The organism is Neptunomonas qingdaonensis (assembly GCF_900113275.1).
Lineage (GTDB): Bacteria > Pseudomonadota > Gammaproteobacteria > Pseudomonadales > Balneatricaceae > Neptunomonas > Neptunomonas qingdaonensis.
Genome location: NZ_FOOU01000004.1, coordinates 1 through 13,644, shown reverse-complemented (window position 1 = coordinate 13,644; position 13,644 = coordinate 1). Strand labels below are relative to the sequence as shown.

Here is a 13,644-nt window from a genome sequence, read left to right as displayed (position 1 = left end):
AAAAAAGTTTAGCCGCTTTTTGATCCGCTTCCAGTGGCGCTTACATCATGAACGGCCACAGACCGCCGATGGCGGAAAACTGCTATTAATGATGCCAGAGCGTCAACTGTTAGTATGTTTAAAAAGGGAGGATTAGCTTGTTGCTAAATTTGAGCACAGCTATATCTGCTTTCAATTTATTGAGTTTGTGAATTAACAAACTCAATAAACGTTTTGGTTAGCCTGTTGTTATGTGAAGGCTGAATCACGAGGGAAAAGCGCCGGGTTAATTCCAATGGGGTGTTGAGCACGACTAAGCTGCCTAACTTTACCTCTTCAATGATAGCTAGTTGCGACAAACAGCCCACGCCTAGCCCTGCTTTCACTGATTGTTTAATGGCTTCTTGCCGGTTTAATGCAAAAGCGACATGTGCCTGAATATTAAGGGCTTGCATGGCGCTATCAAAGATTCGGCGGGTTCCTGAGCCGTCTTCACGCAATATCCAGCGTTGTTGTTCTAATTGCAATGGGAGTAGTTGCCCTGCTTGTGCCTGGGGATGGCTTGTGTGGCAAAACACTTCTAGTTTGTCTTCGTGCCAGGGAGTTATCTTTAATTGGCGATGTTGAGCAGGGCCTTCGATTAAGCCTATATGTGCCTGTCCCTTTTCTAAGGTGGCAATCACTTGCTGCGTATTCTCTATTTTAACGTCGGGTACTACTTCTGGGTGTTGCCGGATAAATGCTGCAAGCAGGCGAGGGAGTAGGTAACTGGCTATGGTAACACTGGCCGCAATGCGTAAAGGACCGCTTATTGGGCCGTCTTCCGGTGTTTGAAGGCTGTCTAATAGGTGCAGGATCTGATTGACCTTGGGCAGCATGTCCCGGCCGGCTTCGGTGATCATAAGTTCGCGGCCTACTCGTTGGAAGAGTGGGCAATTTAATGTTGATTCAAGCTCTCTGAGTGATTGGCTGGCGGCTGACTGGCTCATTGATTGTTCATCGGCAGCGGCAGTTAACCGGCCGAGTCTGGCGGTGGCTTCAAAGACTCTTAATTGCTTAACAGATGCGTTCATCTTAAATAGTTCGGTTTTTCTAATGTGTCAGATCTAATAATCCCATTTTACTTAATTTTTGTATAGGTAGATGATGAGCACAACAGATCTTTATTCGGAATTGTTTCTTATGTCCCAATTGATAGCGTTACCCTTGATTGCGATTCTGGCTATTTTGCTGGCAAAAGTGCCAGCCATCGCGCAGTTCGGTTTAAGTGCTCTGCCACTGGCTATCATGTTGGGTATGGTTGTTGGACACGTGAATACACGTGTGGCGGTGGGTAAAGAGATTACATTTATCTGCTTTTGTCAGCAAAAGCTGTTGCGTGCAGGGATTATTCTATTTGGATTCAGCTTGAGCTTTCAGCAAATTATTTCCGTCGGTTGGCAAGCAATAGTGTTAGATATGCTGGTGATTACCAGTGTCTTTTGTGCAGGCACTTATGTCGGTATACGCTTCTTTAAATTAGATAAAGAGTTGGCGATTCTGACGTCTGTCGGTAGTGCTATTTGTGGCGCGGCGGCTATTCTTGCAACTGAATCTGTATTAAAACCGCGTCAGCAGCATGTCACGGTTGCCGTTGCGAGCGTGGTGCTATTTGGCACGCTGGCCATGTTTAGTTATCCGTTTATTTACCAGTTTTCAGGCATGAGCGAGCAAGCCTTTGGGATTTACATTGGCAGTACAGTGCATGAAGTAGCGCAAGCGGTAGCCGCAGGGGAGGCTGTAGGAGGAGAGGCCTTACAAAACGCTGTAGTTGTTAAATTAATTCGTGTGATGATGTTAGCGCCATTTATTTTTATCCTGAGTGCGTTTCTTCTGCGCAGTAGTGACCGCAACTCAGCTCGTACCTCAGGGGGAGGGATTGCCATTCCATGGTTTGTTTTTGGTTTTATGGCGGCGTCAGGTATCAATAGTGTGTTGCTGTTGCCTGAGGCGTTATTAAGCACGCTACAGCTGGCTAGCCAGTTCTCGTTAGCAATAGCAATGGCGGCTTTAGGTGTTCAAACGCGATGGAGCATTATCAGGCAAGCGGGGGCTAAGCCAATGGTCTTGTCGTTGATGTTGTTTGTCATGTTGATCTTTGGTGGGTTCTACCTGAATCAGTGGTTGATAGTCGCCTAGCGATATTATTAGCGTTACCAGAGACTCTATAAAACGAAATTTGAGGATGAGTTTAAACGTGTGGAATCTTAGGTTGTGCGGGAAGAGTATTCAGGGATCTGTTAAAAGGCGTGTCAGTCATAATAAGTGACACGCCTTTTAGTTTTTATTGGCAGATACTTTTAAACAGGTCGAAGTACTCGGGGAATGTTTTACGTGTGCATCCCGGATCATTAATCGTCACCGGTGTATCACTTAACGCTACGAGTGAAAAGCACATAGCCATGCGGTGATCATCGTAAGTATCAATCGCAGCATGCTGGAGCTGAACCGGAGGGGTGACTTCAATGAAGTCGTCACCTTCAACAACGCTTGCGCCTACTTTACGTAATTCGGTAGCCATCGCTGTCAGTCGGTCTGTTTCCTTAACGCGCCAGTTATATATGTTGCGGATAGCCGTGGTGCCTTTAGCAAACAGTGCAGTAGTGGCAATCGTCATGGCAGCATCAGGGATATGGTTTAAGTCCATATCAACGGCTGTTAACTCGCGGCCTTTGCTGACTTCAATGTAAGTCGGGCCATATGTCACATGAGCACCCATCGCTTCGAGTACTTCGGCAAAGCGTTTATCGCCCTGTACGCTATCTGCTCCCACGCCATAAACTCGCACTGTGCCACCCGCAATCGCCGCGGCGGCCAGGAAGTAGGAGGCAGAGGATGCATCTCCCTCGACCATAATTTCACCGGGTGAGCGGTATTGTTGGCCGGAGCGAATAACAAAAGACTGATAATTATTGTTAATAACCTCAACACCAAATAGTGACATGGTATGTAAGGTGATATCGATATAGGGTTTAGAAACGAGTTCACCATCAACATGAATAGTGAGGTCGCCGTCGGCCATAGGGGCGGCCATTAACAGTGCAGTCAGGAACTGGCTGGAAATATTCCCTTTAATACTTACTTCGCCGCCGCTTAGGCCATTGGCTTTGATACGCAAAGGCGGATATCCCTCTGTACCCAGGTAGTCGATATCAGCTCCCAGTGTTCGTAAAGCATTGACCAGGTCACCAATAGGGCGCTCATACATGCGTGGTTCGCCGGTTAGCTCAAATGTGCCATGACTCAGGCAAAGAGCGGCGCATAGAGGTCGCATGGCGGTGCCGGCATTTCCAAGAAAAAGAGCTGAGCTTGTGTTGTCCAGTGTATCTCCCCGACCCTTGATAATGCACTGGCGACGATCGTCAGACAGCTGATATTGAACACCTAATGCGGTTAATGCTGTCAGCATATGGCGAACATCATCACTGTCGAGAAGGTTGGTTATCGTTGTTTGACCTTTTGCCAGTGCTGCCAGCAGTAGAATTCGGTTTGACAGGCTTTTTGAGCCTGGGATCTGTACCTCACCGGCAACAGAAGAGATGGGCTGAAGTGTCAGACTTTCCATGAAATGCAGGGCTCTGTAGTGGACTATTATCAGTGTGTATAACCTACCTTGTGTTGCGTGGAAGGTCGAGAGTAAAAAGTAAAAAATTGCACATAAGTACGGTGATATTCTGCTCTGCATATACAGATTTAGGTTATTCGCGTGGCTATGTTGATGAGCATCAATGAACCTTTGATTTTTTTAAGTGATACTGAGTATGAAGAAAAAACAATAATGTAACCCACCAAGGAATCACTCTATGAGCATTGAACATCACGATTTAGTACACGAACTACCTGAGTATCGCGAACAGATTCACACACTTAAAATGAATGATGCGCATTTCTCTAAATTGTTCGATGAATATCATGATGTAACCAAAAAGGTTGAGCGTATGGAGACAGAAGCTGAGCCAGTGGCGACACACACAGAAGAAGAGTTGAAACTTAAGCGTCTTCATTTAAAAGATCAGTTGTATGCTATGTTGCGTGCTACTGCATAAAAAGTCATAACAGACTGTCGTCTGGCGGTTTATTTCGCAAGACGTAATCACCGAGCTTAAAACACCCGCCAAAGCGGGTGTTTTTGTTTCTGTCGCGGTGATAGGCGTCGGCCTATATGGTATAAAGACTGCTCTTTTTTGTATATTAGTAATATGGAGTCATATGCAGCCTTTTCGATTTAGCTGGGACTATATATTAAAAGTTACTCTGGAACACAAGCGTGAGCTTGTCCTGGCGAATCTGGTTGCTATTCTGGCGACCATTGCTTCGGTACCCCTGCCGTTATTAATGCCTTTGCTGGTTGATGAGGTTCTGCTTGAGAAACCCGGCTTACTCATTAACACACTGAGCCCTCTGTTCTCACCGCAGTGGCATGGGCCGGTGCTCTATATTTTATTGATACTTCTGATTACGGTTGTACTGCGTGCCATATCGCTGGTACTTAACGTATGGCAGGGTCGACAATTTACGATCATTTCAAAGGACATCATTTTCAGGATGAGAAAAATGATGTTGCATCGTTTGGGTTGTATCTCAATGGCAGAGTATGAAACCTTGGGTAGCGGTGCTGTGAGCTCTCATTTCGTTACCGACCTGGATACCGTTGATCGTTTTATCGGTAGTTCAGTCAGTCGCTTATTAATCGCATCGCTTTCTATCATTGGTACCGCCATTATTTTGCTATGGATGCATTGGTTGTTGGCGCTATTTATTATGTTTCTTAACCCTGTTGTGATCTATTTTACGACGGTGATTGGAAAGCGCGTTAAGGAGCTTAAAACACGAGAAAACAGATCATATGAAGTGTTTCAGGGGGCGCTGACTGAAACATTGGATGCGATTCAGCAGATTCGAGCGAGTAACAGAGAGCAGCATTACCTGAATCAGCTTGTTGATACGGCCAGACATGTGCGTAATGAATCGAGTACTTATGAATGGAAAAGTGAAGCAGCAGGTCGATTTAGTTTTCTTGTATTTATGATAGGTTTTGATCTGTTCAGAGCTATCTCTATGTTAATGGTCGTTTTTTCGGATTTATCTATTGGCCAAATGATGGCTGTATTTGGCTATCTGTGGTTTATGATGGGTCCTGTTCAGGAAGTGTTAGGTATTCAGTATGCATATTATGGGGCGAAAGCGGCACTTACGCGATTAAACAGGATATTGGAATTAGAACAGGAGCCGCAGTATCCCCGCGTACACAATCCGTTTGCATCGTCAGACAGTATCAGTATAGAAGTAGACGATGTTCATTTTTCTTATCGTAATGGTAATGAGATATTAAAAGGCCTGTCTCTGAACATACAGAAAGGGCAGAAAATTGCACTGGTGGGTGCCAGTGGCGGTGGGAAATCTACATTTGTCCAAGTGCTGCTGGGGCTCTACATCCCTCAAAAAGGTCGGGTCAGCTTTAATGGTATTCCGGTTGAGCAGATTGGGCTGGATGTAGTCAGAGATAATGTAGCAACTGTGTTACAGCATCCCGCTTTGTTTAACGGTACGATACGCAGTAACCTCTGTATGGGAAAAGAGTTTAGCGATGAGGTGATATGGGGCGCTTTAAAAATTGCCCAGTTGGATCTGTTTATTAAAGAGCTGGAAAATGGCTTGGATGCTGTAGTCGGGCGGCAGGGGGTGCGTTTATCAGGAGGGCAGAGGCAAAGGCTCGCGGTAGCACGTATGGTATTGGCCGACCCCAAAGTGGTTATTCTGGATGAGGCGACATCGGCATTAGATACAGAGACAGAGCGTCACCTACATGAAGCGTTGCAAAGTTTTCTGATGCATAGAACAACGATAATTATTGCGCATCGACTTAGTGCTGTTAAACAGGCTGATCATGTGTATGTTTTTGAGGATGGCCTGGTTGCTGAGGAGGGTGGGCATAGCCAATTGATTGAGCAAGATGGACTGTATGCCCGGCTTTACGGGCAGCACTCGTAGAAGCGTCAGCAAAGACGAATTTTTTTGATTCACCATTGTCTGAAGGGATAGTGGCAAGATAAACGAAATAATATTAATTCAGTTTAATATAAGTGAGGCGATTAAATGACTTTATTCAAAAAAAATATGCGTGGTGTGCTTTTCGGTACTGTCACTGTGGCAATGGCGCTGGTTTTGTCTGGTTGCGCGTCGCCCGGTTTGACAGGTAAAACTTACAGTCAGAATGAAGCGCGTCAGGTGCAAACCGTACGCTATGCTACTGTTCTATCGGCGACTCCGGTGGTTATCGAGGGGCGTAAGGACGGTATAGTTGGGACCGGTGCTGGTGCTATCGTTGGTGGGATTGCAGGAAGTACTCTGGGTGGCGGTAAGGGTGCTAGTATTGCTACAGTATTGGGGGCTGTCGCTGGAGGCGTGGCCGGACAGGCTATCGAAGGTAATGTTACGCGTAAGCAGGGTCAGGAGATAACCGTGCGCTTATCAAATAATGAGATATTGTCTATCGTACAGGAAGTTGAAAATCAGTCTTACTTTAGAGCCGGTGAGCAGGTTCGCATATTAAACAGAGGCGGAGTGACGCGCGTTGTTTACTAATTTGGTAAGCATTGAGAGCTGAATATTACAGTGTGAATTTATGTTGTGATTAGCGGCTGGATTGACATAAAAAAGGCGGACTATTGTGCATAGTCCGCCTTTTTTTATAAGTAAAACTTAGTCTTTTTTAGCGCGTGGCTTACGCGGCGCAGAAGAAGGCTTTGGCCCTCTGTTGGCTGGACGAGCACCACGGGAAGTAGTGCCTGCCCCATCGACTGCCTTAAGATTAAGGCGTTGTCCGCAAACAACAATTTTTTGCAGTACTGCAAGTGTTTCTTTTGGCAAGCCTGACGGCAGATCGACAAAAGTGGCCTTATCTTTGATTTCTATCTGTCCGATGTAACGGCTTTCAATATCGGCTTCATTTGCAATGGCACCAACAATATTGCCTGGCTTAACGCCATGTTCCTGTCCAACAGATAAGCAGTAGCGCTGCATATCTACATCAGAGTTTTCACCGCGAGGTTTGCGAGGTTTACGTTCTCCCCGTTCGCTTCGGCTATCACGGCTAGCGCCTCTGTCTCTGTCATCAAAAGCTTTCGGTCCGCGTAGCTCTTTCTCGCTAATAAGAAGAGGAGTTTGGCCCTGAAGCAGTGAGGCCAGAGCGGCTGCGATATTGATCGGATCTGAGTCGTGCTCATGTTGGTATTCAGTCAGCAGATCAATGTATTGTGAAAGATCTTCACTATCCATTGTATCGCTGATCTGTTGTTTGAAGCGATCCAGGCGTTTGACGTTAATATCAGCAGCAGACGGTAGTTCCATCGGCTCGATTTTTTGACGGGTAGCTTGTTCGATCATGCGTAACATACGTTGTTCGCGTGGGGCTACGAACAAAATCGCTTCACCAGAACGGCCGGCACGGCCCGTACGACCAATACGGTGGACGTATGATTCTGTATCGTAAGGGATGTCGTAGTTAAGAACGTGACTAATGCGTTCAACATCAAGGCCGCGTGCAACAACATCAGTTGCAATAAGAATATCCAGCTTGCCATTTTTCAGGCGCTCTACGGTGCGTTCGCGAACCTGCTGAGATATATCACCGTTAAGTGCTTCGCAGGCGTATCCGCGAGCTGATAATTTTTCAGCCAATTCAGTTGTAGCTGATTTTGTACGAACAAAAACCAACATCGCATCAAACTGCTGCATTTCAAGAATGCGAGTAAGAGCGTCTAATTTATGCACGCCACTGACGCGCCAGTAATGCTGCTTGATTGTTGTGGCTGTAGCCGTTTTGCTGGCAATCTTAATTTCAATAGGATCTTTAAGATGCTGTAGTGCCAGTTTGCGAATTGCTTGCGGCATGGTGGCAGAAAATAAAGCAATTTGGCGCGTCGGTGGTGTATGACTCAATATCCAGTCAACATCATCAATAAAGCCCATGCGGAGCATTTCATCTGCTTCGTCCAGCACAAGTGTTTTTAGGCTGTCTAATACGAGGGAGCCACGACGGATATGATCCATCACGCGTCCGGGTGTTCCTACAACAACATGCACACCGCGACGTAATTGGCGTAATTGAACATCGTATGCCTGGCCGCCGTAAATAGGCAGGACGTGGAAGTTAGGCATGTGACGAGCATAAGTCTGAAAAGCTTCGGCTACCTGGATAGCCAATTCTCGTGTTGGAGCCAAAACCAATAGCTGTGGATTCTTCGTATTTATATCGATTCGCGACATAATAGGCAGAGCAAAGGCACCTGTTTTACCAGTACCTGTTTGTGCCTGGCCTAGTAGATCTCTTCCTTCAAGAAGATGAGGGATACATTTAGCTTGGATGGGCGAAGGTGTTTCGTAACCGATCTCTTGAAGCACTTGCAACAAAGGAGCGGCCAAGCCCAGTTCTGAAAAGGCGGGCTGGTCGTCTAATGACATCTAATTGAACCTGTTATAAATCTAGGTCGATTAGATCGACCGGAATGGAATGTTAATAGGAGATTATAAGATATTTGTTGCATTTAGTACAGACCGCAGCGCTAATGCGTTGGATAACAGCAAAATAACGTATGGACAGGAAGTGATGTGAGTTTTCTGCAAAACGTGCCATGTTAGTGCGCAGGTCAGGATTTAATTCTGCATGAGGGCGATCCACGCATCGGTTTTAGGGGCTGAGATATCTTTTAATAAAACCGATTCTGCCAGCATAACCAGAAATTGATTGTCCAGTAGGGATTGTTCTGTCAGTTCTTTGCAAAGGTAGCATGAAGTGTCGTGATGATTTTTGTATTCGATATACAGAAACAGAGTCGCACTTACATTTCCATGACGGCTTATTTGTTTTCCGTGACTGCTCCAGGCGCGTACAAAGCAATGATGAGTTTTGTTATAGATGATCTGGTCAATAATTTGTTGATCGAGGGGTAGGGCTGCTTTTTGATGACAGTCACTGTTAGGTGATAGGTCGGCTGTGGGTTGGTGTGCTTCAAACATGAGATCTCCTGATGATCTGGCTAATCAAGAGCTGACGGATTTATTTGGCGGGTCTCCTGATTGGTTGTCGATAGACCACATCACCGAAATCGGTATCCACCTTGCCCAGGTTGGCAGGTTGGCGAGGACGTCAGCCCTTCTCTTAATGTTGTCAGCAATTTAGCATTAAGTATTATGAACGGCAAGAGTGGGGCATTAGAATCTTAGCTTTTACTGGTCAGGCGGTTACCCAGAGAATGATGGCGTCGTCCTCGCTGGTTGAGATGACGGCGTGTCCCATTTCGCAATCATAATAGGCACTGTCGCCTTCATTTAAGCTGACTGGCTCATAAAATTCGGAATAAAAAATAATATTGCCGCTAATAACATAAAGTAATTCTTCACCTTCATGTCGTATCCAGTCACCAAATTCGTCGAATGATCTGGCGCGCACGGTGGTGCGGTAGGGCAGCATTTTTTTATTAGTAAGTTGGTTGGCGAGTAGTTCGTGTTCATAGGTCGGGGTCGGATGCGGTTTGCCTTCTCCCAAGCGTGTTATGTCTCTTCGTCCCCCTGTTCCAGCCGAGCGGGCAGGTTGGGAAAACAGTTGCGGAATGTCGATTCCGAGTCCTTTGACGAGTTTGGAAACAGCGCTAAAGGTGGGAGATATTTGTTCGTTCTCGATTTTTGAAAGTGTTGAGCGGGCCAAGCCGGTTAATTTGCTCGCTTCTTCGAGCGTCAGGTTCTGGCTTAATCTGATTTCGCGCACACGCTTGCCCAGTTGTAAAGGTTCTACCATGGCTTCGCTGGAGGTATTGCTGGATACTTTGAAACTAGGATTTTCGCTTTGCTGAGGAAGCAGTGGACCAGGCATGGGTATCTCCATTTTGTATTAAATATATGGATGGAGCTGACGAGATGTCAGTTATTATTCGGCGTCTGATTATGTGGATCTATTTTTGCAGATTTTTGTGGATCTGGATACAAAAGTTTCTTATACGAAAGTTTTGTTTTTATTTTTGTTGTTTGGGGAGAACGGAGCGGCTATTCCAATGCCTGCTTTGCCGTTGTTCTTTACATAATACATGGCATTATCGGCTCGGGTTAAAAATTGATCGAAAGTTTCCTGATGGTTCTTATATATAGCAATGCCTATGCTGGCACTCATCTTGTTGTCAGTGTTTTTGAATTTCATTGGCGTTTCCAGATTTCTAAGAATCTTATGAGCCAGGTGGTGTGAGCCTTCGCGTGTGCTGTTTTCCAGAAGAATCAGAAATTCATCTCCACCTAAGCGCCCGAATATGTCGCTCTCTCTTAACAGGGATTGAGTTTTTTTGGCAAAACGAATCAGTGCTTGGTCGCCCGCGCTATGGCCGAGCGTATCGTTTATCGCTTTAAAGCCATCAAGATCAATGTAGAGAATAATCGGCGTAAAGTTATTCCTCTTGGCCAGTTTAACAAACATATCTAAATGAGAAGTGAGTGCCGAGCGGTTGGCTAGGCCTGTCAGTGAATCGTGTGTGGCTAGGTGTGTTAGTTGCTTTTCTGCAGCGCGGCGCGTGGATATCTCGCGTTTAAGTTTCCAATTAAGGGATAAAAGATAAAAGCTTATACTGGCTAATATAACCATTAAGCCTGCTGTCATGTAGGTGATAGGTTTCCAGAAATCCCAGTCAATACTGCCTTGCTGTTTGTAGAGAAAGTCTTTAAGGCTACGCTTAGTCCGTATAATGTTTGCATCGGCAAGTATGTCGACCATGTGCTGCCAGCGCTTTGGGTTCATGTGGCCAATTTCTATGAGTTCGGGCTTGATAAGTTCATGTGCCATGTTCATTTCGAAGCGTAAGTGGCCCATGCTTTTGTTGGTCTGATAATCTTTTTTAAAGAGAGTAAGCGCCTCTTCTGGGTGACTGAGTGCATATTCCCAGCCCTTTAGGCTGGCTGAGATGAATTGATCAGTTTGCGCCTGCTTATTAGTAATTGTTTGCTGGTGGGTGATCAAAATATCGCTATAGAAATCAATACCATAATCTGAAGGCTTGATTAAAAAATAAGGGATACCCAATTGCTCAAGTGTGTAAGGTTCGTTTGACATATAAGCATTAAATGCATCTACTTCGTCATTGATGAGATCGTCCAGGTCGGTGCTGGTGGCGATGAGATCGAGGTCGTAATTTGCCAGGCCCTGTTGCCGCAGGAGTAGCATTAATTCAGGGTCTTGTCCTCCGGGGAAGATCATCACTCTCTTGCCCGCAAGATCTTGCGGTTTTTCTATGCCAGAGGACTGTTTGGTCAGAAAGACGCTGGGGGAGTATTGGTAAATGGCAGCAAGGGCTGTTATTGGTTCGCCATACATAAAAGCGGTGAGAGCGTTGCTGTTCTCAACAGCGTAATCGGCGCGACCGTTGACAACTTCCTGCCAGGGGACGATGCCGGGGCCGCCAGCTTTGATAATTACATCAAGGCCCACCTTATTATAAAAGCCTTTGGTTTTGGCGGTATAGTAGCCAATAAATTGCGCTTGATGGTGCCAGCGTAATTGCAAAGTAACTGTTTCAGCAGATATGGCCTGATGCGATAAGCTAAAGAGTAAAAGGAATTTTAATAAGGGTAATACTCGCACCAATCACATCCTATGAAGAAAGAGCTTTATGTTATTTAAGAGCAAGCGGGCTGATGATGCAAATGAAATAGGCTGATGTTGGTAAAAGTCTGTGAGGTAATTTGCAAAAGGATATTTGAATAGCTTGGAGGTAAGAAAATGGTCGGAGCAGCAGGATTCGAACCTGCGACCCTCTGGTCCCAAACCAGATGCGCTACCAGGCTGCGCTATGCTCCGACACATTACAGGATTGGCTCCTCGAGCTGGACTCGAACCAGCGACCAATAGATTAACAGTCTACTGCTCTACCAACTGAGCTATCGAGGAACGACTCAACCTGTGGGCGCGTATATTAGTGATGGAGCTGGATGTCGTCAAGATAATTTTGGGAAATATTATCGATAAAGCCGTTGTTTTTAATCATTTTAACTAAATCGTATATTTCAATATTCCATATAGTGGAATAAGTAGCAAAAACAGAAGGTGCTTATGCAGGGGGCTCGTTGCATTCTATATAGACACAGCATGGGTATGCGTTGAGTTAAACGACCAAAGCTGAATAGAGGTAGGTCATAACAAGAGTTGCCGGTCAAGATGTGTCAGTAGAAGACTCAATAGAAAAAGTGTCTTGCTTGTTTTGCATGATATTTTCCCGCTTATCTGCTCCCCCAAGGTTGGTAGCTTTGCTATCTATCTAACCCCTTGATTCTGCGAAGTTCACATCTGTCGACTATCCTGTACCACGGTACAATTCAAAAACAGACTTGATATCAGTTAAATAGTCTGTAATTAAGTAAAAAATTCTATGGGGTAAATAGCATGGCTACTGTTGTCGGATCTGTAAGCTTTATTGTTGGACAGGCATATGCAATAAAAGCGGATGGTACACAGAGAATTCTGATGCTTGGTGATGAAGTGTATGCGGATGAAGTTATTCGCACTGCGGCAGATTCGCAAGTTGAAATTTCTATGACGAACGGTGAGTCCATCGCCCTTGAAGGCGGGCAAAGTTGGTTAGTTTCGGCAGAAACTTATACCTCAGCTGAAGATTACCCCGTAGATGAAGCAGTTTTAAGTGATGATGTCGCATCCGTTGAAGCCATCCAACAAGCTATTTTGGAAGGACAGGATCCTACCTTAATTGCTGAGGAAGCAGCGGCTGGTAATACAGGCGATGCAGGCCCTGGCGGAAATGAAGGTAGTACCTTTGAATTAATAGAAAGGACAGCTGCTGAGGGTGATCCTGAAGCAGGATACGAAACCATTGGTTTAGCTCAGACTCAGCCTGAGATTATAAGAGAAACGGGGTTATTTAATAGGGCGGCCGCCGACACCGTGGATACCGCGGTCGTCAGCATGACTGGGCCGGGTAGTGTGGTAGAAGGCGAGACCACGACCGATTACACCGTCAGCATTAGCCAGGCTCCGACAGAAGACTTATTGGTGACGTTCAACTACACCGCGACCGATGCCGATGGCAGCGATTACACCGCCGTGAACTCAGTGACCATTTTGGCCGGTGAGACGACTGCGACCTTTACGATCGATACTCTGGATGACGCCCTGGCGGAAGGTGATGAAAGCTTCACTGTTTCCATTGGGAGTGTTGGCACCGGTGGGCTAGAAGATGTCCGCATCTCTCCAGCCGAAAATGCTGTGACCACAACGATTGTCGATGAGCCAACAGCAGGTCCAGAAGACACAGCGCTGATCTCCATCACCGGCGCACAAACGATTATCGAAGGCGAGACCTCGGGTAATTACACCGTCAGCGTCGATCAGTTGGCCGCGGATGTGACCCGCCCGATTACCGTGGAGCTGATCTACAGTGGTACCGCCGAAGACGGCACCGACTTTACCGGCGTGGCGCAAGTCATCATTCCGGCGGGCAGTAACAGTGTCGACTTCAGCATTGATACCCTGGATGACGTCCTGGCTGAAGGCAGCGAAGACTTCACCATCACGCTGGGCACGATCACCGACAGCAACTTTGAAAACATCGCAGCAGATGCCAGCGCCAACAGTGT

General features: G+C 46.1%; 11 protein-coding genes, 2 tRNA genes and 1 riboswitch. Of the genes, 5 read left to right on the top strand and 8 right to left on the bottom strand.

The features are described 5' to 3' along the window. Positions 1-176: 176 nt before the first annotated feature. A complete protein-coding gene (locus tag BM099_RS07145) occupies positions 177-1,052 on the bottom strand; it encodes a LysR family transcriptional regulator (RefSeq protein ID WP_090726227.1) in 876 nt (291 codons plus the stop codon). Between the two features lie 109 nt (positions 1,053-1,161). On the opposite strand from BM099_RS07145, the gene BM099_RS07140 reads away from it, so the two are divergent. Continuing rightward, complete coding sequence (locus BM099_RS07140; RefSeq protein WP_090726225.1) at positions 1,162-2,157, top strand: YeiH family protein; 996 nt, start codon at positions 1,162-1,164, stop codon at positions 2,155-2,157. A 145-nt stretch (positions 2,158-2,302) separates the two neighbouring features. Here the strand turns inward: BM099_RS07140 and aroA are convergent, their stop codons facing one another. Continuing rightward, a complete protein-coding gene (aroA, locus tag BM099_RS07135; RefSeq protein ID WP_090726223.1) occupies positions 2,303-3,583 on the bottom strand; it encodes a 3-phosphoshikimate 1-carboxyvinyltransferase in 1,281 nt (426 codons plus the stop codon). A 238-nt stretch (positions 3,584-3,821) separates the two neighbouring features. On the opposite strand from aroA, the gene BM099_RS07130 reads away from it, so the two are divergent. From BM099_RS07130 to BM099_RS07120, 3 genes are all read left to right on the top strand, one after another. Beyond that, on the top strand, positions 3,822-4,064 hold the full coding sequence (locus BM099_RS07130) for an HP1242/YdcH family protein (protein ID WP_090726221.1): 243 nt from the start codon (positions 3,822-3,824) through the stop codon (positions 4,062-4,064). Between the two features lie 163 nt (positions 4,065-4,227). Next, positions 4,228-6,009: an ABC transporter ATP-binding protein gene (locus BM099_RS07125; RefSeq protein ID WP_090726218.1), complete on the top strand. Its 1,782-nt coding sequence runs from the start codon at positions 4,228-4,230 to the stop codon at positions 6,007-6,009. A gap of 105 nt (positions 6,010-6,114) precedes the next feature. Then, positions 6,115-6,603, top strand: a complete 489-nt coding sequence (locus BM099_RS07120; RefSeq protein WP_232349057.1) for an outer membrane lipoprotein — start codon at positions 6,115-6,117, stop codon at positions 6,601-6,603. A 117-nt stretch (positions 6,604-6,720) separates the two neighbouring features. Here the strand turns inward: BM099_RS07120 and BM099_RS07115 are convergent, their stop codons facing one another. From BM099_RS07115 to BM099_RS07090, 6 genes are all read right to left on the bottom strand, one after another. Then, a complete protein-coding gene (locus BM099_RS07115) occupies positions 6,721-8,481 on the bottom strand; it encodes a DEAD/DEAH box helicase (protein ID WP_090726216.1) in 1,761 nt (586 codons plus the stop codon). 192 nt (positions 8,482-8,673) lie between these two features. Then, positions 8,674-9,036: a hypothetical protein gene (locus tag BM099_RS07110; protein ID WP_090726215.1), complete on the bottom strand. Its 363-nt coding sequence runs from the start codon at positions 9,034-9,036 to the stop codon at positions 8,674-8,676. Positions 9,037-9,086: 50 nt separating this feature from the next. Then, a riboswitch (SAM-I-IV-variant riboswitch) is annotated at positions 9,087-9,190 on the bottom strand. A gap of 63 nt (positions 9,191-9,253) precedes the next feature. Continuing rightward, positions 9,254-9,814 (bottom strand): helix-turn-helix domain-containing protein, encoded by a 561-nt coding sequence (locus tag BM099_RS07105; RefSeq protein ID WP_232349069.1) that lies wholly within the window; start codon positions 9,812-9,814, stop codon positions 9,254-9,256. A 195-nt stretch (positions 9,815-10,009) separates the two neighbouring features. After that, positions 10,010-11,638, bottom strand: a complete 1,629-nt coding sequence (locus BM099_RS07100) for a GGDEF domain-containing protein (RefSeq protein ID WP_177201106.1) — start codon at positions 11,636-11,638, stop codon at positions 10,010-10,012. Between the two features lie 139 nt (positions 11,639-11,777). Further along, positions 11,778-11,854 (bottom strand) — tRNA-Pro (locus BM099_RS07095). A 14-nt stretch (positions 11,855-11,868) separates the two neighbouring features. Further along, positions 11,869-11,944: transfer RNA gene (locus BM099_RS07090), tRNA-Asn, on the bottom strand. A 492-nt stretch (positions 11,945-12,436) separates the two neighbouring features. Here BM099_RS07090 and BM099_RS07085 point away from each other — a divergent pair. Then, positions 12,437-13,644, top strand: a 1,208-nt coding sequence (locus BM099_RS07085; protein ID WP_143083743.1) for a retention module-containing protein, incomplete at its 3' end; no start/stop codon positions are given.

Coding starts and splice junctions, on each gene's coding strand:
- BM099_RS07105 (WP_232349069.1), bottom strand. CDS start 9,814: ATGGTAGAACCTTTACAACTGGGCAAGCGTGTGCGCGAAATCAGATTA.
- BM099_RS07125 (WP_090726218.1), top strand. CDS start 4,228: ATGCAGCCTTTTCGATTTAGCTGGGACTATATATTAAAAGTTACTCTG.
- BM099_RS07145 (WP_090726227.1), bottom strand. CDS start 1,052: ATGAACGCATCTGTTAAGCAATTAAGAGTCTTTGAAGCCACCGCCAGA.
- BM099_RS07120 (WP_232349057.1), top strand. CDS start 6,115: ATGACTTTATTCAAAAAAAATATGCGTGGTGTGCTTTTCGGTACTGTC.
- BM099_RS07140 (WP_090726225.1), top strand. CDS start 1,162: ATGTCCCAATTGATAGCGTTACCCTTGATTGCGATTCTGGCTATTTTG.
- BM099_RS07115 (WP_090726216.1), bottom strand. CDS start 8,481: ATGTCATTAGACGACCAGCCCGCCTTTTCAGAACTGGGCTTGGCCGCT.
- BM099_RS07110 (WP_090726215.1), bottom strand. CDS start 9,036: ATGTTTGAAGCACACCAACCCACAGCCGACCTATCACCTAACAGTGAC.
- BM099_RS07130 (WP_090726221.1), top strand. CDS start 3,822: ATGAGCATTGAACATCACGATTTAGTACACGAACTACCTGAGTATCGC.
- aroA (WP_090726223.1), bottom strand. CDS start 3,583: ATGGAAAGTCTGACACTTCAGCCCATCTCTTCTGTTGCCGGTGAGGTA.